Origin of the sequence: Ochrobactrum quorumnocens, from assembly GCF_002278035.1 — a bacterium.
Lineage (GTDB): Bacteria > Pseudomonadota > Alphaproteobacteria > Rhizobiales > Rhizobiaceae > Brucella > Brucella quorumnocens.
Window position 1 is genome coordinate 2,022,239 of sequence record NZ_CP022604.1, and the last position, 25,924, is coordinate 2,048,162.

Consider the following 25,924-nt stretch of genomic DNA (forward strand, 5'->3'; position numbering starts at 1 on the left):
GACGCCCTTAAAATAGGCTGTATTCGCGCAACCGTGCAGACAAAACGCGCCCGCAATGCGATTTTTAGTCGCCCGAGCCTGGTTCCGCCGAGAAGAACTGCTCAAGCTTACCCGTTACGCCATCCATTTCCTTGGCTTCCGGGAGCTCGTCCTTCTTGGCGGTCAGGTTTGGCCACTTGGCCGCATATTCCGCGTTCAGCTCAAGCCATTTGTCGAGACCCGGCTCGGTATCCGGGCTGATGGCTTCCGCTGGGCATTCAGGCTCACAGACGCCGCAATCAATGCATTCGTCTGGATTAATGACGAGCATGTTCTCGCCCTCATAGAAACAGTCGACAGGACAAACCTCGACGCAGTCCGTATATTTGCAACGAATGCAATTATCGGTCACGACATAAGTCATTGTCCAACTCCTGTTGCCAACCTTCTATTTGAAGGAACGGCTTATCTATCCTGAACTGGCTGTTTGAACACTCAGATCGGACATCTGAATGGTTCGCTCCGGTCACGACATATGTGTCACGCATATGGTGTACGGCGTGTGGCTTGCTTGCCAGCTCATGCCTTTGCAATCGCCAACGGTGAGGTAGCGACTTTATTGTCCTATGACAAGGGCCGAAACGCCGCAATATCAATATGTCACGAACATCTGAAACGACGTTCCATTTATGGCATCAATCACGGAAAGAGCTTTTAATTTAACGCTTTAATGCGCAATTTTCGTCACGCTGCCGCGTAATACTGCGGCAACGCGTCCGCATCAACCACCGCGCAACCGGTCTGTGTCGCGCCGTTCTTTCTTGGTCGGACGGCCTGTACCGCTTTCGCGTCGGGGCTGCATAGCTTCATCGGTTTCAGATTGTTGAGTGGGCTGTGGCGTCAGATCTTCGTAAAGAAGCTGCGCTTCTGGAGCTGGACCACGCCGCTCTCCGCCAGACAATATCTTGTAGACCACAATGCGCCGCTCAAGGGTGATGGTTAAAACATCACCGACTTTCACCTGATGCGAGGCCTGCTCGATCTTGTCGCGATTAACACGAACTTTGCCGCCGACGGCGAGTTTCGCCGCCAGCGATCTTGATTTGACCACGCGCGCAAAGAACAGCCACTTGTCGATACGCTGCCTTGCAATCGCTTCGGTCGCCATCTTACTTCTTCAGTTGCTCCTTAAGAGCAAGAAGCTTTGCAAAAGGCGAATCGGGATCGACTCTTACAGGACGTTCCTGCTCGAAACGCTTATTGCCCTGCTGGCCTGCATTGTCGCGCTTTGGCTGACGGTTACGATCACCATCACGCGGCTTGCCCTTAAAGCCTTCGCGCTTGCCCTGACTCTGGTTTTGGCCCTGATTCTGTCCTTGATTCTGACCGGCACCATCATGATTGCGACGGTTCTTGTCAAACCGCTTGCCGCCACGATTGTCACGCGTGTTCTGCGTTTCGCCGCCTTCTGAACCACTTTCGGACTTGCGAGCCTCGGCACCTTGACCACCATGCTGTGGGCGATTGTGGCGCTGACGGTTTTGATCCTGATTGCGGTTGCGACCTTCAAAGCGGCCCTGACGCCACAGAAGAACAGGCTTCGGCTCTTCAGCCGGAGATTCAGTTGTTTCTGCAACAGGCCTGGCTTCTGCAACAGGCTGGGCTTCTGCAACAGGCTGGGCTTCTGCAGCAGTCTCAGCAACAGCGGCTTCCACTGGTGCAGGCACAGGCTCAGCTGCCGGGACGGCAGGCTTTTCGCCTTCACTTGCAACTGAAACTGCAACAGGTATGGCAGCCTTGAAGACCGTGTCCTTGACAGTCGCTTCGGCAGCGAATGCATCGAGCTCGGCAAGCTTTGCCGTTACATCGGCTGCATCCATGGCTTCATGACGATAGCCCAGGCTCTTGAGGATTTCTTCCATGTCCTCGCCGGTCGCGCCCAGAATGGACATCATGGCAGGGGTCACGATGAAACGGCCACCGTCATAGGCACCTTCCGGACGCGCACCCGAACCTGGACGCCAGGCAAGTGCCGGACGAATGAGGTCAGCAAGACGCTCCAGAATATCGATACGCACGGCACGACGACCAAGCACGCGATAACCGGCCAGACGATAGAACATCGGATCAAAAGCCGGATCAACGACGACCGATGTACGACCGGCGGCCAGTACATTGACCACATCGCCATAACCAGCGCGTTCACGACCATCATTCTTCAGAGCCCAGAGCAGTGTGATAAGGCCAGCCGGAGCGGGCTTCAGCAGCATTGGCATGAAAACGTGGTAGGCACCAAACCGTACGCCGAGACGTCGAAGAGCTGCTCGCGAATCCTGATCCAGACCCCGTACTTCCTCAGTCACTTCGCGGCGCTGAAGAATACCAAGACCTTCGACGATCTGGAAAGCCAGGCCGCGTGTCATACCGGTCAAAGCGTCAGCAGCACTGAGATCAGTCAGTGGCTTCAATACGGTTTCGATATGGTGCACGACAAAACGTTCAATACGGGCAGCAACCTTGTCGCGTGCTGATCCGGTGAGTTGTTCGTCGGCCAGAATGATTGCGCGCGGCTTCAACACATCGTCGCCAGCGACGAGCGTTGCAACGGTTGCACCAACCCAGCGCATCACGCCATCCGACCCAAGCGCAAAATCGCCATTGGGTGCCGCAGCAAACCGCTCCGCACGACGTTCGAACTCGGCGGCAAGCGCCTTTTGTGCAGCCGTCTTCACAGCCTTCGCGTCCGGCCCTTCAGCCTGAACGTCGGCAGTGAACCGGAATCCTTCTAGTTGCCCAACATTGTGGCCCTCGACAATTACGTCACCGGCCGGGCTGATTTCTGCTTCTAGCATGGCATTCTCTCTCAGGCGCCTCATAAGCACGCTTGTCCTGCGGTCTACAAAGCGTTTCGTCAACCTTTCATGCAGCGCATCGGACAGTCTGTCCTCAATTTCGCGCGTCTTTTCCTGCCAGTGTGTCGGATCGGCAAGCCATCCCGGCCTGTGCGACACAAAAGTCCAGGTACGGATTTGCGCCACGCGATGCGACAGAGTGTCAATTTCCCCCTCTGTACTGTCTGCGCGGCGCACCTGTTCGCTCATATAATCTTCATCAACGCTCCCTCGGCGGACCAGATCCTGATAAATGGTTGCAATGATATCGGCATGTTGAGCCGGCGCGATCTTACGATAATCGGGGAGCGCACAGGTATCCCACAAAAGTTCGATCCGCGCAGGCGTCGTTGCAAGCCGCACAATGTCTTCGTCTTTCGACAAATTTTCAAGCGCTTGTTGATCAACCGCAGGCAATGCTTTGGTGAGCCCTTCGATGGGCGTCGGTGTTTCCAGAGAATAACGCAAATCACTGAGCGACGAAAAGTCGAACCTCCCCGTCCGCCACTGCAGCACTTTCACCGGATCAAACGCATGCGCTTCGACCCGCTCCACAAGCTCATCGTCAAGCGGCTGCACCTGCCCTGTCACGCCAAAAGTACCGTCACGCAAATGACGCCCAGCGCGACCTGCGACCTGACCAACCTCGGCGGGTGTCAGATCGCGGAACTGGTAGCCATCAAACTTGCGGTTCTGTGCAAATGCCACATGATCAACATCAAGGTTAAGTCCCATGCCGATCGCATCGGTCGCAACCAGAAAATCGACATCGCCCGACTGATAAAGCTCAACCTGCGCATTGCGGGTGCGTGGACTGAGCGCACCCATCACCACGGCAGCACCACCACGCTGACGTCGGATCAGTTCTGCAATCGCATAAACTTCGTCGGCTGAGAACGCCACGATAGCCGAGCGATTCGGCAGACGAATGATTTTCTTGGCGCCCGCATAGGAAAGATGAGACAGACGCGGACGTGTCACCACGGTGATGCCGCGCAAAAGCTTTTCAAGAATGCCGCGCATGGTGCCTGCACCAAGCAACAAGGTTTCCTGTCGCCCACGCAGATGCAGAATACGGTCGGTAAAGATGTGACCACGTTCCAGATCACCCGCGAGCTGCACTTCATCGATAGCCACAAAAGGCATATCTGTCCGACGTGGCATGGCTTCAACGGTGCAAACTGAATAACGCGAACCGGGAGGTGTGATTTTTTCCTCGCCTGTTATCAGCGAGACATTAGCAGCTCCGACCTTCTCGACAACACGATTGTAAACCTCGCGCGCAAGCAAGCGCAGCGGAAGGCCTATCATGCCACTGCCATGCGACAACATCCGCTCAATAGCGAGATGTGTCTTGCCGGTATTTGTTGGCCCCAGCACCGCAGTAACACCGCGGCCGCTCAAGCTTAGCGGCAGATCGTGGGCAGGGAGATGGTTCATGCCAATAATAGAATTCCCGGAACAAATGCCATGCGATAGCACTATATGACTTGAGCTTAAAGCGCTCCTGTTAAGTTTCATTCAGTGTTTTAGGGCCTTTATCGCCCTGCAAAACCTTCGCTGTTTTAACTGGAACTGTTCTCAAACGCACCCTGAAAAGAACAAAACGGCTTTCAAATGGCCATAGGAGTGAGAACACAGATTGGGACGTTGATTATATGCGTTTCCATATCTTAACAAATGCCTCTCTTAAGAACTAGAACGACTCCAGAACGAATCGGCGACGAATCGCTGTTTCTGCGCTCTTCGCCTTTTGTTCACGGCCACATATGGTGGTGAAGAAACCCGGACCCACCATATGATGAATCACTCGCGTTAAGGTTCGAGCTTAAGTAAGAACAAAACGATAGGCACGTTAACCTTTGCTTTTGACGCTTTCGTACAAGAGAAGCGCGAAACCCAATCGTTTATAAAGTATCAATCTTTCCTGACAGTTAGTTAACGCCCACATCCCATGAGAACCCATTTTCATTAACCTTCAGGCCAAAGCCGGAACGAATCGGCGACGAATCGCTGATCTGCAGGTTTTCCTCTTTTGTTCTCACCATATATGGTAGCGACCGGGCGCAAATCCCATAGAGCAGCCCAGCTTTGCCGCTCCATTTTTGATACAAACGATGTCGGCGTTAACTTTTACCCATCTATTACCGCTCGACACACAGGGCGACACCCATGCCGCCGCCGATGCATAGCGTTGCCAGACCGCGCTTCACATTGCGCCGTTTCATTTCATAGAGAAGCGTTGTCAGCACACGCGCACCCGAGGCACCAATCGGATGGCCAATAGCGATAGCGCCGCCATTGACGTTGACAATTGCTGGATCAAGACCGAGATCGCGCACGACAGCGCAGGATTGCGCTGCAAAAGCCTCATTGGCTTCAACCAGCTCCAGATCAGAAACAGTCCAGCCTGCCTTTTCGAGTGCTTTCCTTGTCGCAGGAATTGGGCCCGTCCCCATGATTGATGGATCGACACCCGCAGTCGCCCAGGAAACAATATGCGCAAGCGGTTCGACACCGCGTTTTACAGCTTCGTCCACATCCATCAGAACCACGGCAGCAGCTCCGTCATTTATGCCGGAGGCATTGCCCGCTGTGACCGTGCCTTCCTTGTCGAAAGCAGGCTTCAGCTTGGCAAGTGCTTCAATGGTCGTGCCAGCACGGATATATTCGTCGGCGGAAACGATCGTCTCGCCCTTTCGGCTCTTCACAGTAAAAGGAACGATTTCATCATCGAAGCGGCCGGCCTTCTGTGCGGCCTCGGCGTTATGTTGGGAGGCAAGCGCAAACACATCCTGTTCCTCGCGGCTCAACTGCCACTGTTTGGCAATATTCTCCGCTGTAATCCCCATGGGATAACCGTGAAAGGCGTCGACCAAGCCGTCTTTCATCATGGTGTCGACCATTTTGAAATCGCCCATTTTCACGCCACCGCGCAGATGTGCGCAGTGTGGCGCCATTGACATGGACTCCTGTCCACCCGCCACGATGATTTTTGCGTCGCCTGACAGAATTTGCTGCATACCAAGCGCCACAGAGCGCAAACCGGAACCGCAGAGTTGGTTGATTGAGAAAGCCGTCGTTTCTTGCGGGCAACCAGCAGCCATTGCCGCCTGACGGGCCGGGTTCTGCCCCTCACCTGCCGTTAACACCTGACCAAGAATGACCTCGTCCACATCGACCGCATCAACGCCTGCGCGTTCAAGAGCTGCCGCAATAACAGCAGCACCCAGCTCATGCGCTGGCACGTTGGCAAAGGCACCGTTGAAAGCCCCCACCGCTGTACGGGCAGCGCTGGCAATAACGATGGCCTTCGGATTATTTGTGGCTGTCATTCTTTCCTCCTTGAAAAATCACTGACAGAGAAAACCCAAAATGAACCCTTTTGCAAGAACTGACGCAAGGGTTGCGAGAAGACACCTTCGCTCAAAATGATAATCAGTTTCTTCGATAGGCATGCATTTTTGACCATGCGCATTGCTCAACAACCGTTAGATTAGCACCATGCAAACAAAGGAGAAAACCATGTCCCAACTAACGCTGGAAAAAGCGAACGCGATCATTGCCGGTGCTTTTGCCAAGGCCACAGAACTGCAACTGAAGCCAATTGTTGTTTCAGTCTTCGACGCTGGTGGCCATCTCAAGGCCTTTCAGCGACAGGATGGAACTTCAATTCTTCGCTTTGAGATCGCCTCTGGTAAAGCATTTGGCGCTTTGGCTGTTGGCACCGGCTCACGCTGGCTCCACAATCAGGCCAAGGATCGTCCGCATTTTCTGGAAGGTCTCTCAGGCGTATCTGGTGGGAAAATCGTCCCTGTTCCGGGCGGCGTCGTGATTAAAGATGAATCAAATGAAATCATCGGCGCCGTCGGCATTTCAGGTGACACGTCGGACAATGATGAACTCGCAGCGATTGCTGGCATCGAAGCCACCGGGTTCAACGCCGACGCTGGCTGAGTTTGTCATCTCGAGGTGACGTACACTAGAGCGCCGTGCGCCCTCTTGGGCGCACAAAGGTCGCTCTAACACTCTATATTTACGGCATAATTTTACGTTAAACTGATTCAAGTTGAAGGAATTATGCTGTAGTGGCCTCGTAATTCAAAACTCTCAAAAAGAAAACGCCGCTTCCGGAAACCGGAAACGGCGTTTTTGAAATCCATCTTTCAGCTGCAATGCAGCTTCAGACTTTATTCCTTAGCTTCGAGGACCTGACGGCCGCGATACATACCGCTCTTAAGATCGATATGATGCGGACGACGAAGTTCGCCCGAGTTCTTGTCCTCGACGTAAGTCGGGGCCTTGAGAGCGTCTGCCGAACGGCGCATGCCGCGCTTCGACGGAGACGTTTTGCGTTTTGGTACTGCCATGGATCCAGCTCCACTGATCGATAAACAAACGTCCGGCACGGCCCCGAGGAGCCTGTCACATCGGACAAAATTCCGGAAAGTCACGTGCCTATACACGCTCTTGCGGCATTTGACCAGTCGGAGTCTTATCTTTTTTCCGGTCCAGGCGTTTATCGCACACACGTCACATAAGGACCAGCTCGTGAAGCGCGACCGGCAACAATGCGCGAGATGCGCTGCATGTTTCGGGTGGGTTTAGCCGGATTGCGAAGAGCAGGATTGGGAAGCGTTACGGCAAGCAGTGCTGCTTGCTGAGGTGTGAGGCGAGATGCGGGGCGCTTGAAATAATGTTGAGCTGCAGCCTCGATTCCATAGATACCCGGCCCCCATTCGGCGATATTCAAATAAATCTCCATGATACGCCGTTTCGAAAGCACCGCATCGGCAGCAATTGCCAGAGGAAATTCAAGTCCTTTACGCATATAGGAACGCCCGTTCCAGAGAAACAGATTCTTCACCGTCTGCATGGTGATGGTAGAGGCCCCACGGCTCGGGCCACCCTCGCCCGAGTTATCAAGCACCAGACTGAGCTGATGCCAGTCCACGCCACCATGGCTGCAGAACTGTCCGTCCTCTGCCATCATGACTGAATTCACCAGAACGGGTGCCACATCGTCTATGCTAACCCACTGCCGGTCGACATCCCGTAAGAGGACATAATCCTTGACCATCAAAGTCGAAATCGGGCGCACAAAGGGAACCGAATAGATCAGGATCAGAAAAAGCGGAAGAATAGCAAGTGCCACCAAAATCTTGAGCATAAGGGCAATTCTGCCACCCCAAACGGGATCAGCCAAGTAATTGCGCCCATCTTTGCTCTTGAGAATGATTTTTGCCACTTCCACCGCCCGTTAATCCCTTTCAAGCGACATAAACTATTCCTTAACAATAATGAACCCGATTCCATAAGCCGGTGGCGGTATTCAAACACCAAATTCAACCAGTCCTTGCTACAAACTTGCCGTTTGATGACCGCTTGATGAAAAAGCCTGTGCTGATCGTTGTGCCCAGTTGACCAATTCAGCGCTTTCGTCCATCCCCTTCTGCATGGAAAACGTGTCTGTCGATTTTGCTCAATCCCTGAACCTGCGTGCGCTCGAAGTCGAGACAATGCTGGTCGGGCTTCTGGATCTTCGTTTGCGCACTGGAGAAGTGGCTCGCCCGGAGCGACTGCTTGCAGCCATGCGCCACGGCGTGCTGAACGGCGGAAAAAGGCTGCGCCCTTTCCTCGTCGTCGAGAGTGCGGCCCTGTTCGGCAAACACGGCGATGCGGTCCTGCGCGTTGCATCGGCGCTTGAATGCATTCACTGCTATTCGCTTGTCCATGATGATCTCCCGGCGATGGATGATGACGACATTCGGCGCGGCCAGCCAACCGTACACAAAGCTTATGATGAAGCTGCAGCCATACTCGCGGGCGATAGCCTGCTGACCTATGCGTTCGACATTGTGGCTTCAGACGAAACCGATCTGCCTGCCGATATTCGCATCCAGCTTGTATCGGCGCTCGCACGTGCATCCGGCGTTGGTGGCATGGCTGGCGGTCAGGCGCTTGATCTGATGGCGGAAGATAACAAGCCAGATGAAGCAGGCATTATAACCCTGCAGGCGATGAAAACCGGAGCACTGATCCGCTTTGCCTGTGAAGCGGGCGCAATCATTGCAGGCGCATCACGCGAGGACCGTGAGCGTATGGCCGAATTCGGCTCGGCAATCGGCCTTGCTTTCCAACTCGCCGACGATCTTCTCGACGTGACCGCAGATGCGGCGGCTATGGGCAAGGCAACCGGCAAAGACGCCGCCGCTGGCAAAGCCACACTCGTGGCGCTTCATGGCATTGACTGGACCCGCAAGCAGCTATCCGGCCTTGTCGCTCAGGCCGAGAGCCTACTCGAGCCTTTTGCCGACGACGCGACTATTCTCAAGCAGGCTGCCCGCTTCATCGCAGAACGCCAGAGCTAAAGCATATCGCGCTCAAATGGCGTCATTTAGCGGTCGCGAACATGCGTTAGTTAAAAGAAACTAGAGCGTATCCCGAAAAATGGGAACCAGTTTTCGGACAAGATGCGCGTCAAAAACAAAGTTTTATAACTCCTCTTCGCGCACCTTGATGATGGCAACGTCATCGACCGAGAGCGGGCGACCATCAAGTGCGCGAACTTGCAGCTGCGCGACACCTTTACCATTTGCCGTATCGACCAGCTTTGAATGCGGCTCATCAGGCGAGAAAAGATAGTTCTCTCCCCATTGCCGCAAGGCGACGACGACTGGCAACAGATCACGCCCCTTGGCTGTGAGCCTGTATTCCTGATGCGCGCCACCTTTGGGATCGGGCACTGATTCCAGAATCCCTTCACCGGTCAGTTTACGTAGCCGCTCGGCGAGTATGTTGCGCGCTATACCCAAGCTCTTCTGGAAAGCGCTGAAGCGCGTTACGCCGTCAAATGCTTCACGTACGATCAGCAGCGACCACCAATCCCCGATCACATCAAGCGCGCGCGCACTTGGGCAATAGTCACCTTTCAGGCTCTTCTTGCGAACCATGTTTACTCCATCATTGCAACTTGGTTGCAATATAAAACCAATCGAGCTAAAAGCAAAATGGTTTCATTTTAAAACCATTTATAGGAGCCAATCATGACGTCCTCCGTTGACGCAGCAGCACCGTCTGCTGTGAATGACCTCGCACGCCCTGCGCTTTCTAAAGCGACACTTTTGCTATTCGCCATCGCCAGCGGCCTAGCAGTGGCCAATGTTTATTTCGCGCATCCGCTTCTTGATGTGATGGCAGATGATATGGGGCTTAAGCGTTCGACCGCAGGCCTAATCGTCGCCGCCAGCCAGATTGGCTATGCAATCGGCCTCATTTTTTTAGTGCCTCTTGGCGATCTTTTCGACCGACGCAAGCTGATTATCGCTCATTTCCTGCTATCAGCTTTATCGCTGCTCGCCATTGGCTTCGCAGGAAGTGCGGGCATACTTCTCCTGGCAATGGCCGCGACGGGCCTTCTGGCTGTCGTTACTCAGGCGCTTGTAGCCTATGCGGCAAGTCTCGCAGATCCCGCACGGCGTGGTCATGTGGTGGGTATTGTCACAAGCGGCATCGTGCTCGGTATACTGCTGGCGCGCGCCATAGCCGGAGCGCTTACCGACATTGGCGGCTGGCGCAGCGTCTATCTCAGTTCTGCAGCACTGACCTTGCTGATCTCGCTTCTTCTATGGCGCAGCCTGCCGCAACAGCATCGCCAGGCGGCGAGCGTCTCCTACCCAACCCTTATCCTTTCACTGATAACGCTCTTCCGAGCAGAGCCAGTACTGCGCATTCGTGCAATCATCGCGATGCTGATCTTTGCGGATATCACCACGCTGCTTGCACCACTTGTCATGCCCCTGAGCGCGCCGCCATTCGAACTGAGCCATGCGCAAATCGGCTTGTTTGGTCTTGCAGGGGCTGCAGGCGCGCTTGCTGCTTCACGTGCAGGAAGCGCCGCCGACCGCGGGCACGGCCAACGTATGACTGGCGTAGCGCTTACACTCATGCTGGTTTCATGGCTGCCGATTGCTCTGCTTGGGCATTCGTTACTCTGGCTGATTATAGGCGTACTGGTAATTGATTTCGGGCTTCAGGCCGTACATGTCACCAATCAGGCAATGATCTATCGCGTGCGTCCAGACGCGCAAAATCGACTGACTGCTGCCTATATGGTTTTTTATTCCATCGGCAGCGCCAGTGGTTCGGCAATTTCAACTTGGATCTATGCCTATGCAGGCTGGAACGGCGTTTCTCTGCTTGGTGCAAGCATCAGCCTATTCACGCTCATATTCTGGGCAGCAACCCGCAAATCAATGCCGGAGGTCGCAACGCGCCCAGTATCAAACTGAAATCAGTTCTGACCAGCAGCGATCTTCCGATCAAGCCCAAAACGGTTTTCGATATATTCGGCAACCATCTTCTGGAAATCAGCGGCAATCTCAGGTCCGCGTAGCGTCGTAACCTTCTTGCCATCGACAAAGACCGGTGCGGACGGCGTTTCGCCCGTTCCGGGAAGCGAAATGCCGATATCGGCATGTTTCGATTCGCCCGGACCATTGACAATGCAGCCCATGACGGCCACCGAAAGCGATTCCACACCCGGATATTTCTCGCGCCAGACAGGCATACTGCGACGAATATCGTCCTGAATATTCTGCGCCAGTTCCTGAAACACGGTTGAGGTCGTGCGTCCGCAACCCGGACACGCGGCAACAATCGGAATGAACTGACGGAAGCCCATGGTCTGCAGCAGTTCCTGTGCCACCTGCACTTCACGCGTGCGGTCGCCGCCCGGCTCTGGCGTCAGCGAGATACGGATCGTATCGCCAATGCCCTGCTGAAGCAGAATACCCATGGCAGCAGACGATGCGACGACCCCCTTGGTACCCATGCCCGCTTCGGTGAGACCGAGATGCAGTGCATGATCGGAGCGCTGTGCAAGCATTGTGTAAACGGCGATCAGATCCTGCACTTGACTGACCTTGGCCGACAGGATGATCTTGTCGCGGCTAAGGCCGATTTCTTCTGCAAGGTTTGCCGAAATCAGCGCCGACTGAACAATGGCTTCACGCATGACTTCCTGCGCGCTCAAAGGCGCACCCTCAGCCTGATTACGATCCATCAGCGTGGTCAGCAATTCCTGATCAAGCGAACCCCAGTTAACGCCGATACGGACAGGCTTGTCGTAGCGGATTGCCATTTCGACGATATCGGCGAACTGCTTGTCCTTCTTGTCCTTGAAGCCGACATTGCCCGGATTGATGCGATATTTTGCGAGCGCTTCCGCACAGGCCGGATGATCGGCGAGTAGCTTGTGGCCGATATAATGGAAGTCTCCGACCAGCGGCACATTCATGCCGAGGCGTTCAAGACGTTCACGAATTTTTGGAACGGCAGCAGCGGATTCATCACGATCCACCGTGATGCGCACGATCTCGGAACCCGCGCGATGCAAAGCTGCAACCTGCGCTACTGTGCCATCGATATCAGCCGTATCGGTATTGGTCATCGACTGGACAACAACAGGTTCGCTGCCGCCAACGATAACTCCGCCAACGCTCACGCCAACGGATTGGCGACGGGGAAATGGATGCGAAAAATAGCTGACGGTCTCGGAAGACATTGTGCTCTGTTCTTTTGTCCTGCCGCAATTGCCGATGGAAACCATATTTCACGCATCGGGAACTGCTCTTGGTACGGGCCTGCTTTCAGGTGGCGTAGCAAGGCGCAATTGTCAACGCCTGACCGCCTCGCTTTGTTGTTATATAATCACTTGCCGACGCCTTGTCGCCTCCTCATTATACGAAGAATTCAAAGTGCATCCCGAAAAGTGCAAAGCGGTTTTCGGAAGAGTTGCGCGTCAAATGGGAGGAATTTAAACATGCCAAATGCGAATGCCCGCAAAACCGCGATTATCACCGGTTCCAATTCAGGCATCGGGCTTGGCATTGCCCACGCGCTTGCGGGCTCCGGGCACAATGTTGTGATCAACTCGTTCACGGACCGCAGCGAAGACCACGATTTAGCAAGAACAATCGCCGCAGAACATGGCGTAAGCGTGATCTATGTCAGCGCCGATATGTCCAAAGCTGACGACAGCCGCACGCTGATTGACAAGAGCGTGGAAGCCTTGGGCAGTGCCGATATCCTCGTCAACAATGCCGGCATCCAGCATGTGGCACCGGTCGAAGAGTTTCCGACCGAGCAATGGGACCGGATCATTGCGATCAACCTGACCTCGGCGTTCCACACGTCAGCGGCTGCAATTCCTCATATGAAGAAAGCTGGCTGGGGCCGGATCATCAACATCGCATCGGCCCATGGACTTGTCGCCTCGCCATTCAAGTCGGCCTATGTGGCAGCAAAGCACGGTATTGTCGGCTTCACAAAAACGCTGGCACTTGAGCTTGCCCTTGACAGAATCACGGCCAATTCCATCTGCCCCGGCTATGTGCTGACCCCGCTTGTCGAAGCGCAAATCCCCGATCAGATGAAAGCCCATAACATGGATCGGGAAACAGTAATCCGCGAAGTCATGCTGGATAAACAGCCGACGAAGGAATTTGTGACCACCGCCCAGATCGGCGCGCTTGCAGCCTTCCTTGCAACGGACGCAGCAGCACAGATCAACGGTGCCGCCCTGCCAGTCGAGGGCGGCTGGACCGCTGAATAACATCGAGCGATAACCGCTCGATGCATTTTTTCCATCGCATTATCCTGCGTAAAACCGCTTCGCACTTTTGTGGGAAATGCTTTTAGTGTGAACTATCCGCATACTTCGCCAGTCCTGAAAACGCGAGAACGACCAGCAACAGAACAGGCAGTGCCAAAAACACAATACTGAAACCGCTATGCTTGGCGACAAAGCCGATCAGCGAAGGCGCAACCAGCATACCGGAATAGCCCATGGTGGTGGCAATCGACAGGCCAACACTTGGATTGATGCCCGGCAGATTGCCGCCAATCGAGAAGGCTATCGGCACCATGTTGGAAATGCCGATACCGCAAATGGCAAAGCCAAAGATCACCGCGTAAGGATGGCTCGACAGTCCGACGATCACCATGCCGACAATCGCAATCGAAGTGCAGAAGCGTAGCGTGTTGATCGCGCCGAAACGGTCGCGGACGATATCGCCTGCAAAGCGCATGATCGCCATGGTCATGGAGAAAGCTGCGAAGCCAAAACCAGCGACCGTCACTGACGCACCCATTTCATCGCGCAGATAATATGCGCCCCAATCAAGTATCGCGCCCTCCGGGATCATCGAGAACAAAGCGATAATGCCGACCAGCCATGGCAGCGCATTGCGTGGCAGCACCAGCTTCTGCTTCTCGCCGCTTGGATGATGAAACTTGTCCGCGACAATCGAAGACCATGCAAAAATCAGCAATCCTGCTGCCACAACGGTCGCAATCAGCGCATGAATAGTCGAGCCGACATGCGCGATGAGAAAGCCGCCCGTTGCTGCCCCAATCAGACCACCAAGACTCCAGAATGCATGGCAGGACGACATGATGGCCCGGCGCATGTTCTTCTCAACGGCGACTGCATTGGCGTTCATTGCGACATCCATCGCACCGATCATGCCGCCAAAATAGAACATGACAATCACAGCTGTGACGATATTCGGCACAAGCGCAATAATCAGCAAAGCGGGGATAAGTCCGATTGCAAATAGCTTGACGACCGCGCCCGAACCGCGATGCGCAGACAGTGCACCGGCCACCGGCATCATCGACAGAGAGCCAACACCGAAGACGAGAATCATCAATCCCATACCACTGGTATCGAGCCCGAGACGCCCTGCAAACTCGGGAATTTTCGGTGCCCAGCCGCCAAAGATATAGCCATTCATCAAAAAGAGCAGCGCCACAGCGATACGCTCTCTGGTCACGATAGGCGCACGGTCATTCAGCACATCATTTCGTCCGGCAGTCTGTTCCATTTGGTCCTCAGTTACGGCCCTGTGCCGCGCATACTATGTTCAGGCCTAACGCCGTATAAGGCGCAAGCACATCTTCATCCACATCGTCTTCGACAACCATGACACTCACATCATCAAGTGAGACGACATCGTGAGCAGCAACCGTACCAAGCTTTTCTGTCGTGATAGCGAGGGCAACTTTACGGCTGCGACCTGCAATCACCCGCTTGAATTCTGCATCTTCGAGATGAAGCGCCGTTACACCTATTTCTGCAGCGATACCGCAGGCACCCAGCACGCAAAGATCAGGCCGCACCAGTTCTGCATCGCGCAGAGCACGGGCGCCAACAGCTGCACTGACGCGGCGATCGATAGGACCGCCTATCATGACCACATCAATGTTTTCTGATTGCAGAAGGATAGCAGCGATGGACGGCGTGTTGGTGACAATAGTCAGCGGATCGCCGCGATCCACCAGCAAACGGGCGAGGGCAAGGTTGGCTGACGACGAATCCAGAAACACTGTTGTATCCGGTTCGATCAATCCGGCCAAAGCCGTAGCAAGCGCTGCTTTCGCCTCTGGCCTTTCGCCATCGCGCTCAACAAGCGGCGCGTAAGAAGGTGCTGCCTTCAGTGCACCACCATAAACACGCTTGCAAAGACCTGCAGCCGCCATCTCGCGCAGATCGCGGCGGATCGTGTCTTCCGATACGCCAAAAGACTCAGCCAACTCACTCGCCAGCACACGCCCTGACTGGTCGAGCAGCGCCTGAATGTGCGCCTGTCTTTCATGCAATAAAAGCTCGGTCATAATCGCCTTCCTATTAACATGCATAAACACGCATGAATCGGTACAAACGTGCATACCAGATTTTTGTGATGACGCAAACCAAAACCAAAACGCCGCGCCCTTTGCAGGACGCGGCGTTGTTCGATCAGTAAAATAAGCGAGCTTAGTCGTTATAAACGATGAGCAAATCCTTCGCATCAATCTGCTCACCGGGGCGGACCAGAACTTCGGCAATTGCACCATCGCGTTCGGCACGAAGAGCCGTTTCCATCTTCATGGCTTCAATAGAAAGCAGCACATCGCCTGCCTTCACACTCTGCCCTTGCGAGACAGCAACAGTAGACACAACACCCGGCATCGGCGCGCCGACCTGTTTGTCATTGCCCAGTTCTGCCTTGCGCTTGACGCCACCTGACGCACCCTTGGCGCGGTTTGGCACCTTTACGCGGCGCGGCTGACCATTGAGCTCGAAGAACACAGTCACCATGCCCTTCTCATCCGTCTCGCTCATCGCCTGATTGACGATAACAAGCGTCTTGCCGCGCTCCAGATCAACGAAAACTTCTTCTTCTGGCTTCAGGCCATAGAAGTAAACCGGCGTTGGCAGAACACTGGTCGGGCCATAATTTTCCTGTGCCGCAGCATAGTCCGTGAAGACCTTTGGGTACATCAGCGCGGAAGCAAATTCCTGATCGCTGATTTCACGGCCAACAGTCTCTTCAACCGACTTGCGTTCTGCATCAAGATCCGCAGCCGGAAGCAGCGAGCCCGGGCGCACAGTGAACGGCTTTTCGTCTTTCAGGATCTTCTTCTGAAGTGCCTTTGGCCAACCCGAAGGCGGCTGACCGAGATCACCGCGCATCATCGAAACAACCGAATCCGGGAAAGCAATGTCCTTGTCCGGGTTTTCGACATCTGCCGTGGTCAAGTCCTGAGAGACCATCATCAGCGCCATGTCTCCCACCACCTTGGAGGATGGTGTGACCTTGACGATATCGCCAAACATGCGGTTCACATTGGCGTAGGCCTGGGCCACTTCATGCCAGCGGGTTTCAAGGCCAAGCGAACGCGCCTGTTCTTTGAGGTTGGTGAACTGACCACCCGGCATTTCATGAAGATAAACTTCCGAAGCAGGTCCCTTGAGATCACTTTCAAAGGCCGCATACTGATTGCGCACTGCTTCCCAATAGAATGAAATGCGGCGGATCGTTTCCGTATCAAGACCCGGATCGCGCTCCGTTCCATGCAGTGCTTCAACAATTGATCCCAAGCACGGCTGTGAGGTATTGCCGGAGAAGGCATCCATCGCCGCATCGACGGCATCGACACCTGCATCAACCGCTGCAAGCACCGTTGCCGCTGAAATACCCGACGTATCATGGGTGTGGAAATGGATCGGCAGATCGGTTTCTTCACGCAGCGCCTTGAAAAGCACACGTGCAGCCGCAGGCTTCAACAACCCCGCCATATCCTTCAGCGCAATGATATGCGCGCCGGCCTTTTCAACCTGCTTGGCCAGATCGACGTAATATTTAAGGTCGTATTTGGCGCGGTCCGGATTGAGAATATCGCCTGTATAGCAGATGGCTGCTTCGCAGAGCTTATCCTCTTCCAGAATAGCATCCATCGACACGCGCATGTTTTCAACCCAGTTGAGGCTGTCGAACACGCGGAAGATATCCATGCCGCCACGTGCAGCTTCACGCACGAAGTACTTCACCACATTGTCCGGGTAAGACTTGTAGCCAACGCCATTGGCGCCGCGCAGCAGCATTTGCAGCAAGATATTCGGTGCACCTTCGCGCACCATTGCCAGACGTTCCCATGGGTCTTCCGTTAGGAAGCGCATGGACACATCAAAGGTTGCCCCGCCCCAGCATTCCAGCGAGAACAGGTTCGGCAGCGCCTGTGCATAGGCATTTGCCACACGCGCAATGTCATAGGTACGCACGCGGGTAGCCAGCAAAGACTGATGGCCATCACGCATCGTCGTGTCGGTCATGAGAACGCGCTTTTCATTACGCATCCATTCGGCAAACTTTTTCGGCCCAAGCTTGTCGAGCAACTGCTTGGTGCCATCCACTACCGGACGATCACCAAACCACGGCAATACCGGCGTTGCGGCATCTTTCGACGGCTCGGCGCGACCCTTGGTTTCCGGGTGACCATTGACGGTCACATCAGCCACATAGGTCAAAAGCTTGGTCGCACGATCCTGACGCTTCATATGGGTGAAAAGTTCAGGCGTCGTGTCGATAAAGCGCGTTGTATAGTCATTCGCCAGGAAGCTTGGGTGATTGATAATCGCTTCCACGAAAGTAAGGTTCGTCGCAACGCCGCGAATGCGGAACTCGCGCAGCGCGCGATCCATACGGCGGATCGCTTCAAGCGGTGTCGAACCAGAAGCTGTCACCTTCACCAGCAGCGGATCATAATAGCGGGTAATGACCGCACCCGAATAAGCCGTGCCGCCGTCAAGGCGAATGCCGAAACCCGATGCCGAGCGATAGGCCTGAATGCGACCATAGTCAGGAATGAAGTTGTGCTCAGGGTCTTCAGTCGTAATACGGCACTGCAGCGCATGACCGTTGAGACGAATATCTTTCTGCTCAGGCACACCCGATTCTGGCGTACCAATGGCAAAACCTTCCAGAATATGGATCTGCGCCTTGACGATATCGATGCCCGTCACTTCTTCCGTAACGGTATGCTCGACCTGAATACGCGGGTTCACTTCGATGAAGTAGAACTTGCCCGTATCGGCATCCATCAGGAATTCGACCGTGCCAGCACCGATGTAATCGGTTGCGTGCGCAATCTTGAGCGCATGTCCGGCCAGTTCCTGACGCTGCGCATCATTGAGATAAGGCGCAGGCGCACGCTCCACCACTTTCTGATTACGGCGCTGGATCGAACAATCACGCTCATAAAGATGAACCGCATTGCCATGCGTATCACCCAAAATCTGCACTTCGACGTGACGCGCACGTTCGACGAGCTTTTCGAGATAGACTTCATCCTTGCCGAACGCTGCCTTGGCTTCGCGCTTGGCTTCCGTCACTTCACGCGCCAGATCTTCCTCGGCACGGATCGCACGCATACCGCGACCACCACCGCCCCATGACGCTTTCAGCATCAAAGGATAACCGATCTTGGCCGCAAGCTTCTTTACTTCTGCTATATCGTCTGGCAGCGGATCAGTTGCAGGTACAACCGGAACGCCAATCTCGATCGCGAGATTGCGCGCGGCCACCTTGTTGCCAAGACGACGCATGGTTTCAGGCTTCGGGCCAATGAAGATAATACCGTTTTCAGCACAAGCATCGGCAAACTCAGGGCTTTCCGACAACAAGCCATAGCCCGGATGAATGGCATCCGCGCCCGAAATCTTGGCTACGCGGATCACTTCATCAATCGACAGATAGCTTTCGATTGGCCCAAGATCGCGCTCCAGATGCGGTCCGCGACCGACCTGATAGCTCTCATCCGCTTTAAAACGATGCAGCGAAAGTTTGTCTTCCTCAGCCCATATCGCAACCGTTTTTATGCCAAGCTCGTTGGCTGCACGGAACACGCGGATGGCAATCTCTGAACGATTGGCGACCAGTATTTTACGTATGGACAAGGCAGGTCTCCCAGGCTGCAATGAAAAATGTGCCTTTGCTTAACCCGCAAAATGGGCCAGCGCAAACAAACTGTGCAATCAGGAGATAAAAACAAAATGCCCGACCAAAAGTCGGGCAATCTGCTGAAATTTGAAGCAAAATATGCTAATATATGAGGCAATCTGCACAATGTTACTGAATAAATAATACATTCAGCAAGCTGAACACTGCTCAGCACCCCATTGGCAGTTGAGTCTGCCTCAATCAGCCTTATTTCTTCTGGAAGTAATTATACTTGCCGTCATCTCCCTTGCGCCACTCAAACATGACATAAGGAGAAAGGCTTGGATCACCCTTTGCATCATAGGATACATCGCCCAGCACGGTCTTGAACGGACCTTTGCTCTTCATGGCTTCGGCAACTGACTGCGGGTCATTGTTTCCGGCCGCATTGGCCGCATCCACCAGCGATTGAACACCCGCATATGCATAGAAGGTGTAGGCCTCAGGCTCAAACCCCTTGTCGCGGAACGCCTTGATCAGATCGGCATTCGCTGCGTCGTCACGCGGATCTGGACCAAATGTGTTCAGAACACCCGACACTGCATCACCAGCGATAGAGGCCAGTTCGTTCGACACGATGCCATCACCCGAAATGAACTGAGCCTTCAGGCCCTGATCGGCCATCTGGCGGATAATCAGGCCTGCTTCCGGATGCATGCCGCCCCAATAAACGGCAGTGATGCCTGAGGCCTTCATCTTGGAGATCAGAGCCGAGAAATCCTTGTCACCCTGATTGATGCCTTCGTAGAGCGTCTCTTCCTTGCCATTGGCATTAAGTGACTTCTTCGTTTCATCGGCAAGACCCTGACCATAAGGCGTCTTGTCGTGCAGAATTGCGACTTTGCCGTCCTTGTAATTGTCGGCAATGTACTTGCCCGCAACGATGCCCTGCTGGTCGTCGCGACGGCAGGTGCGGAAAGTGTTCCACAATTCCCGCTCGGTGAAGGTCGGATTGGTGGTGCCTGGCGCAATCATCAGTACGCCGTTTTCAGCATAAATATCCGATGTCGGAATGCTGACACCAGAATTAAAATGACCAATTACGAATTGCACGCCATCGCCGACGAACTTATTTGCAACCGAAATACCCTGACGTGGGTCGGCAGCATCGTCGCCATAAACGATGGTGATCTGCTCTCCATTCATGCCGCCCTTAGCATTTGCTTCTGCGACAGCCGCTTCAACGCCACGCTTGATCTGGTCGCCGTAGGCAGCCTGACCGCCGGTCAAGGGCGCACCAACGCCCAGCTGCACATCAGCGAAAGACGCTCCGCCCATCGCAACAAGAGCAGAAAAGCACACGCCACAGAATAAGGACTTCTTCATTTCAATTACTCCCATTAGAGCGCCCCCGAAAACAGTGAAACGGCTTTCGGAAAAGATGCGCGTAAACTCAAAATGTCAGAGCGTTGCGCTGTCTTAATCAGATCGCGACATGCCCTCACCCCTCCTCCAGGGAACAAATTGCTCACCGTGATTTACACCGAACAATATCGTTGTTATAGGTAGAATGGCTTATGTTGCGCTTGTCTACCCACATTATTATCTAATTATGATGCTTTTTTCGCATGACTTCATGCGAGTATAGATTTTATGAAATAAAAATGCCCGGCACATGTCCGGGCATTCTTTAGCTTAACGCAACAATTCTGAATGAATATTACTGCTGGATGTAATTATATTTCCCGTCAGCACCCTTTTCCCACTTATACATTACGTAACCTGGGAGTTTGGGATCACCCTTCTCATCATAAGCAAGATCGCCCAGAACGGTTGGGAATGGACCCTTTTCTCGCAGAGCCTTGGCAATTTCCTGTGGGTCATTGCTGCCAGCAGCCTTAGCTGCGCCTGCCAGAGATTGCACCGCTGCATAGGAGTAGAGCGTATAGGCTTCTGGTTCAAAGCCAGCATCGCGGAACTTCTTGACGAGTTCAGCATTGGCTGGGGCGTTACGTGGGTCCGGACCAAACGTGTTCAGCGTACCTTCAACAGCAGGACCTGCGATCGAAGCCAGTTCGTTCGACACGATACCGTCGCCCGAGATGAACTGGGCTTTCAGACCCTGATCAGCGAGCTGGCGGATGATGAGACCAGCTTCTGGGTGGAGACCACCCCAGTAAACAACCGTCACACCAGCCTGCTTCATCTTGGCGATAAGAGCGGAGAAGTCTTTTTCACCGACGTTTACGCCTTCATAAAGTGCTTCTTTTGCGCCAAGTTCGTTAAGCTTCTTCTTGGTTTCGTCGGCAAGACCCTGACCATAAGGTGTCTTGTCATGGATCACAGCAATCTTGGCATCTTTGAAGTTGTCGAAGATATACTGACCGGCAACGATGCCCTGCTGATCGTCACGGCCGCAGGTACGGAACGTGTTCCACAGACCGCGTTCTGTATAGACCGGGTTGGTTGCTGCCGGTGAAATTTCGAGAATGCCGTTTTCAGCATAGACTTCAGATGCCGGAATCGAAACACCGGAGTTGAAGTGGCCGATAACGTATTTTACGCCGTCAGCAGCGAACTTGTTGGCAACCGAAATGCCCTGCTTCGGATCCGAAACGTCATCACCGAGCGAGATCGCGATCTTTTCGCCATTGATGCCGCCGGCATCGTTGATTTCCTTGACTGCCGCTTCAGCACCCTTTTGAATCTGAGCACCATAAACAGCATTTGGACCGGTCAGCGGTGCGCCGATGCCCAACAGTACATCTGCCCAAGCCGAGCCACTGAAAGCCATCACCGCTGCAAGAGCAACGCCTGAGAAAAGCGATTTCTTCATTACTTGAACTCCCGATTATAGTTACCCCGAAACGATGTTTTTGCATCGCCTTATTATCTTGCTGATTAGCCAGCAATATCTACGCTGAACCTGTTTTTCAGCGTGATCTTTTTAAAAAAGCTCCGCCGCGTAACGGCGAAGCTTTGAATTATTTTGCCTTCCAGCTGAGAGGCGAAGCTTTTTCATAAAGCCAGTTATACTGGCGCACCATTTGCTTGGTGCGGGTATAACGAAACCCGACCGTGCCGATGATCATCAGCACAATCACATCAACCAGATAATAGTGCAGCGAAAGCAGCGTGCCTTCAAACAAGGCATAATGGATGAACCGGACCGCTGCACCCAAAGGGATGAGATAGAGCAGCAGCTGCGGATAAGTCCGCCAGGTCTGCGCACAGGCACGACCGGTCATCCAGGCCGCCCAACCGCCCAGAAGACAGGTGATGAGAAAAAACAACCAGAATGACGGTTCTTCGTAGAGAATTCCCTGCATGATTTTTCTCCTTAATGCCTTCCGCCTTCGAGATAGGCAGCACGCACTTCCGGGTCAGCCAGCAGTTCGCGGCCCGCGCCGCTCATCGTGATTGATCCATTGACCATAACATAGCCGCGATCCGCGAGCTTCAGCGCACCAAAGGCATTCTGTTCGACGAGAAACACGGTCAAGCCCTGCGTACGGTTCAACTCCTTGATCGCCTCAAAGATCTGCTTGACGATCAGTGGAGCAAGGCCCAGCGACGGTTCATCAAGAAGCAGAAGCTTCGGACGCGCCATCAGTGCACGCGCAATTGCCAGCATCTGCTGCTCGCCACCTGAAAGAGTCCCGCCACGCTGTGTGATACGCTCTTTCAGACGCGGAAATAGATCGAACATCAGCGCAACATCTTCTTCGAAATATTGCTGGTGATCGAGGCTGGCGCCCATCTGAAGGTTTTCAAGAACAGTCATGCGCGGGAAGATACGGCGACCTTCCGGCGACTGCGCGATCCGGAGCTTTGCGATCTCATGTGGCGGCATCGACGTGATGTCTTTGCCTCCGAAAAGAATACGGCCTGTGCGCGCACGCGGGGAACCGAAGATGGTCATCATCAGCGTGGACTTGCCAGCACCGTTGGCGCCAATAAGCGCTACGATTTCACCTTCGTTGACAGTCAGGTCGATACCCTTGAGCGCACGGATGTTGCCGTAATAGGTCTCGACCTTTTCGACGGCCAGAAGCGGTTGCTTTATTTGCATGGTTTCAGCCGTCATTATTCAGCTCCCTTCTTGGGCTTTGCCGGAGCTTTGGCGCTCTTTGTGCCTTTAGGGGTTCTGGCTACCTTTGCGGGAGCAGTCTTATGGCTCGTTGGAACATCACCGGCTTCAACACGCGCTGAAAACTCGGTTGCCTGACCAGAACCAAGCTCGGTTGCCTGCCCCACCCAGTCTTCGCGGGAAATGCGACCGTCGAACTCGAGATAGGTTTCAGCCTGAACGATGTCGGCTTCAGTCCAGGCAGCAATCTGATCGAAATGATAGATGCCGTGCTCGTTGAGCTTCTTCTCGTTGACTGCACCGATGCCCTTGATGAGCGTCAGATTGTCAGGCTTCCCGTCACGCGCGGCTGCCAATCCGCCTGCAAAACGAACAGCTTCCTCAGCTTTTTCTTCCTCAATTGCCTCTACAGCAAGCTGAGTTGCGATAAAGTCTGCAGGATCGCCGGTACCCGGCTTGTCAGCTTCTTCGATCAGCTCGGCAATCTCATCATCATCGACACCAAGATAAGCTGCAATAACGCGTGGATCGTTACGCACTTTTTCCGGCGAACCGTCAGAAATCTTTGTGCCATATTCAAGTACGATCACGTGATCGGAAATTTCCATAACCACCGACATATCGTGTTCGATCAACAGGATCGACGTACCCGTTTCCTTACGGATATCGAGCAGCAGCTTGTTGAGTTCAGCTGATTCTCGCGGATTAAGACCAGCCGCAGGCTCATCAAGGCATAAGATTTCGGGTTCGGTGCACATGGCACGGGCGATTTCCAAGCGACGCTGATCGCCGTAAGGCAGATCACCGGCCGGATCGTCCGCACGATCAATGAGGTTGATCTTTTCGAGCCAGTAACGGGCTTTTTCAACCGCTTGCTTGGCAGCCTTCTTGTAGCCCGGCAGCCCAAGAAGTCCGAGGATCGTATAGCCCGAGGAGCGCATCAGCGTGTTGTGCTGTGCGACAAGGAGATTTTCCAGAACTGTCAGACCTGAGAACAGGCGGATGTTCTGGAATGTACGGGCGACACGTGCCACTTGCGTGATCTTGAAATCAGGCAAGCGTTCTAGAAGGAACTTCTCGCCGGTATTACGGTTCATCGTCAGCATACCGCCGGTCGGCTTGTAGAAGCCGGTGATGCAGTTGAAGACAGTCGTCTTGCCCGCACCGTTCGGACCGATGATCGCCGTGATGTCCCCGCGCTTCACATCGAAGCTCAGATCATTGATTGCGACGAGACCGCCAAAGCGCATCGACAGATGCTCAACTGTAAGAATGGTGTCTTTCGAACCATTGCCAGCCATATTTTTTGTCTCCGCCATCAGCCATGCCCTTCCTTGGTAAAGGCACCCGACACCATCTTCTTCTCGTTAAGGAACGCGCTTGGTTCTCGGCTTCCGACAAATCCGCGTGGTTTCCAGACCATGACAACCACCATGGCAAGGCCGAAGATCAGCATGCGGTAGAGTTCAGGCGTGAAATTTGGACCGAAGATGGCCTTAAGGAAGCCCATCTCGCGCAGGATTTCCGTGCCACCGATCATCGCAATCGCAGCAATGGCGATACCGACAAGCGACCCCATGCCACCCAGAACGACGATGGCGAGAATGACAGCGGACTCAAGGAACACGAATGATTCAGGGCTTACGAAGCCCTGACGGGCAGCAAAGAAGGAACCGGCGAAACCACCGAACATCGCACCCGTCGCAAAGGCGGTGAGTTTGGTCGTGGTGGTGTTGATCCCGAGCGAACGGCAAGCGATTTCATCTTCACGCAGTGCTTCCCATGCACGACCCACAGGCATGCGGCGAAGACGGATCGTGACCAGAGCTGTGATCAGGGCGAGAATGAGGATCACATAGTAAAGGAAGAACTTGTAGTGGGCGGCCGAGAAGGTCAGACCGAAATATGCTGCGAAGCCATCCTTGCTGGCATTGAAAGGCAGACCAAAAAAGGTTGCCTTGGCAATGCCGGAAATACCGAACGTTCCTTTGGTCAGATCCGTCCAGTTTATCAACACAAGCCGGATGATTTCACCGAATGCCAGCGTCACGATAGCCAGATAGTCTCCGCGCAGACGCAAGACCGGGAAACCGAGGATAACGCCCCATGTTGCAGCCAGAATGCCTGCAATCGGCAACAGCATCCAGAAGGACAGGCCGAAATAAGAAGAAAGCAGCGCGTAGGAATAAGCACCCACCGCGTAAAAAGCGACGTACCCCAGATCAAGTAGGCCAGCGAGGCCAACCACGATATTCAAGCCCCATGCTAGCATCACATAGATAAGGATCTGAACGCCAAAGTTATCGACCCACTTAAGCGATCCCTGCCAACCAAGCATGCCGACGATCAGGATCGGGTAAACGAAGAGAAACACGACGCCGAACTGCGAAAAATGCCTGCGGAAGAAAGACGGGCTTCCGGCTGCAACCGTCGGGCGGCTCGCTTTCGCAAACTTTCGTGCTTCAAGCCAGGGCTGCAGGAAGGCGATAAAGCCAAAGCGCCCGAAAGCAGCCATCGCAACGAGGATCGCGAGCGCTCCCCAACGCTGCTGCAGCACCAGCTCATTGTTGATATTCTGTTCGGTTTTAAAACCGACGATCAGAATGAAAAGCCCCAATGCCACAAGACCGGCAATGAACCCTTCACGAATAGCCCGGGCAAAAAGGGAATCCGGGCGTGAACCTGTTTGTACGGCCATG

The 25,924-nt window shown here is 54.1% G+C and carries 21 protein-coding genes; 4 read left to right on the top strand and 17 right to left on the bottom strand.

Going from position 1 to position 25,924, the window contains the following annotated elements:
- Positions 1-64 precede the first annotated feature (64 nt).
- The 4 genes from fdxA to CES85_RS19360 all read right to left on the bottom strand — a co-directional run bounded on the left by fdxA (position 65) and on the right by CES85_RS19360 (position 6,205).
- Positions 65-403, bottom strand: a complete 339-nt coding sequence (fdxA, locus tag CES85_RS19345; protein ID WP_007876747.1) for a ferredoxin FdxA — start codon at positions 401-403, stop codon at positions 65-67.
- A 357-nt stretch (positions 404-760) separates the two neighbouring features.
- Positions 761-1,147, bottom strand: coding sequence for an RNA-binding S4 domain-containing protein (locus tag CES85_RS19350; RefSeq protein ID WP_095447374.1), 387 nt, complete (start codon positions 1,145-1,147; stop codon positions 761-763).
- Between the two features lies 1 nt (position 1,148).
- Complete coding sequence (locus CES85_RS19355; RefSeq protein WP_095447375.1) at positions 1,149-4,310, bottom strand: helicase-related protein; 3,162 nt, start codon at positions 4,308-4,310, stop codon at positions 1,149-1,151.
- A gap of 704 nt (positions 4,311-5,014) precedes the next feature.
- On the bottom strand, positions 5,015-6,205 hold the full coding sequence (locus tag CES85_RS19360; protein WP_095447376.1) for an acetyl-CoA C-acetyltransferase: 1,191 nt from the start codon (positions 6,203-6,205) through the stop codon (positions 5,015-5,017).
- 190 nt (positions 6,206-6,395) lie between these two features.
- Between CES85_RS19360 and CES85_RS19365 the strand changes: the two genes are divergently transcribed.
- The gene (locus CES85_RS19365; RefSeq protein ID WP_095447377.1) at positions 6,396-6,827 is read left to right on the top strand and encodes a GlcG/HbpS family heme-binding protein; all 432 of its coding nucleotides are present in this window, start codon (positions 6,396-6,398) and stop codon (positions 6,825-6,827) included.
- 233 nt (positions 6,828-7,060) lie between these two features.
- Here CES85_RS19365 and rpmF read toward each other — a convergent pair whose 3' ends face one another.
- Together rpmF and mtgA are read right to left on the bottom strand one after the other, a co-directional pair.
- The gene (gene rpmF, locus CES85_RS19370) at positions 7,061-7,240 is read right to left on the bottom strand and encodes a 50S ribosomal protein L32 (RefSeq protein ID WP_006467787.1); all 180 of its coding nucleotides are present in this window, start codon (positions 7,238-7,240) and stop codon (positions 7,061-7,063) included.
- Between the two features lie 149 nt (positions 7,241-7,389).
- The gene (mtgA, locus tag CES85_RS19375) at positions 7,390-8,118 is read right to left on the bottom strand and encodes a monofunctional biosynthetic peptidoglycan transglycosylase (protein WP_191907309.1); all 729 of its coding nucleotides are present in this window, start codon (positions 8,116-8,118) and stop codon (positions 7,390-7,392) included.
- A gap of 208 nt (positions 8,119-8,326) precedes the next feature.
- On the opposite strand from mtgA, the gene CES85_RS19380 reads away from it, so the two are divergent.
- Entirely contained in the window at positions 8,327-9,241 is a 915-nt protein-coding gene (locus CES85_RS19380; protein ID WP_095447977.1) for a polyprenyl synthetase family protein, read from the top strand.
- A 123-nt stretch (positions 9,242-9,364) separates the two neighbouring features.
- Here the strand turns inward: CES85_RS19380 and CES85_RS19385 are convergent, their stop codons facing one another.
- Positions 9,365-9,823, bottom strand: coding sequence for a winged helix-turn-helix transcriptional regulator (locus CES85_RS19385; RefSeq protein ID WP_095447379.1), 459 nt, complete (start codon positions 9,821-9,823; stop codon positions 9,365-9,367).
- Between the two features lie 93 nt (positions 9,824-9,916).
- On the opposite strand from CES85_RS19385, the gene CES85_RS19390 reads away from it, so the two are divergent.
- Entirely contained in the window at positions 9,917-11,161 is a 1,245-nt protein-coding gene (locus CES85_RS19390; protein ID WP_095447380.1) for an MFS transporter, read from the top strand.
- A 2-nt stretch (positions 11,162-11,163) separates the two neighbouring features.
- Here CES85_RS19390 and ispG read toward each other — a convergent pair whose 3' ends face one another.
- On the bottom strand, positions 11,164-12,435 hold the full coding sequence (gene ispG, locus CES85_RS19395; RefSeq protein WP_064322460.1) for a flavodoxin-dependent (E)-4-hydroxy-3-methylbut-2-enyl-diphosphate synthase: 1,272 nt from the start codon (positions 12,433-12,435) through the stop codon (positions 11,164-11,166).
- A 258-nt stretch (positions 12,436-12,693) separates the two neighbouring features.
- Between ispG and CES85_RS19400 the strand changes: the two genes are divergently transcribed.
- Complete coding sequence (locus CES85_RS19400) at positions 12,694-13,485, top strand: 3-hydroxybutyrate dehydrogenase (protein WP_095447381.1); 792 nt, start codon at positions 12,694-12,696, stop codon at positions 13,483-13,485.
- Between the two features lie 82 nt (positions 13,486-13,567).
- On the opposite strand, the gene CES85_RS19405 is transcribed toward CES85_RS19400, so the two are convergent.
- The 9 genes from CES85_RS19405 to livM form a co-directional block, all read right to left on the bottom strand.
- Complete coding sequence (locus CES85_RS19405; protein WP_095447382.1) at positions 13,568-14,758, bottom strand: MFS transporter; 1,191 nt, start codon at positions 14,756-14,758, stop codon at positions 13,568-13,570.
- A gap of 7 nt (positions 14,759-14,765) precedes the next feature.
- Complete coding sequence (locus CES85_RS19410) at positions 14,766-15,572, bottom strand: DeoR/GlpR family DNA-binding transcription regulator (protein WP_191793439.1); 807 nt, start codon at positions 15,570-15,572, stop codon at positions 14,766-14,768.
- 118 nt (positions 15,573-15,690) lie between these two features.
- The gene (gene pyc, locus CES85_RS19415) at positions 15,691-19,152 is read right to left on the bottom strand and encodes a pyruvate carboxylase (protein ID WP_095447383.1); all 3,462 of its coding nucleotides are present in this window, start codon (positions 19,150-19,152) and stop codon (positions 15,691-15,693) included.
- 250 nt (positions 19,153-19,402) lie between these two features.
- A complete protein-coding gene (locus CES85_RS19420; RefSeq protein ID WP_095447384.1) occupies positions 19,403-20,521 on the bottom strand; it encodes a branched-chain amino acid ABC transporter substrate-binding protein in 1,119 nt (372 codons plus the stop codon).
- Between the two features lie 334 nt (positions 20,522-20,855).
- A complete protein-coding gene (locus tag CES85_RS19425) occupies positions 20,856-21,971 on the bottom strand; it encodes a branched-chain amino acid ABC transporter substrate-binding protein (protein ID WP_095447385.1) in 1,116 nt (371 codons plus the stop codon).
- Positions 21,972-22,119: 148 nt separating this feature from the next.
- Positions 22,120-22,464 carry a DUF6867 family protein gene (locus CES85_RS19430; RefSeq protein ID WP_024895786.1) on the bottom strand — a complete coding sequence of 115 codons (345 nt, stop codon included), beginning with the start codon at positions 22,462-22,464 and terminating at the stop codon, positions 22,120-22,122.
- Between the two features lie 11 nt (positions 22,465-22,475).
- A complete protein-coding gene (locus CES85_RS19435) occupies positions 22,476-23,222 on the bottom strand; it encodes an ABC transporter ATP-binding protein (RefSeq protein ID WP_095447386.1) in 747 nt (248 codons plus the stop codon).
- Positions 23,222-24,526 carry an ATP-binding cassette domain-containing protein gene (locus CES85_RS19440; protein ID WP_095447979.1) on the bottom strand — a complete coding sequence of 435 codons (1,305 nt, stop codon included), beginning with the start codon at positions 24,524-24,526 and terminating at the stop codon, positions 23,222-23,224. Before CES85_RS19440 ends, CES85_RS19435 begins: the two co-directional genes overlap by 1 nt.
- A 17-nt stretch (positions 24,527-24,543) precedes the next feature.
- Positions 24,544-25,923, bottom strand: coding sequence for a high-affinity branched-chain amino acid ABC transporter permease LivM (gene livM, locus CES85_RS19445; RefSeq protein ID WP_095447387.1), 1,380 nt, complete (start codon positions 25,921-25,923; stop codon positions 24,544-24,546).
- Position 25,924: the final 1 nt, after the last annotated feature.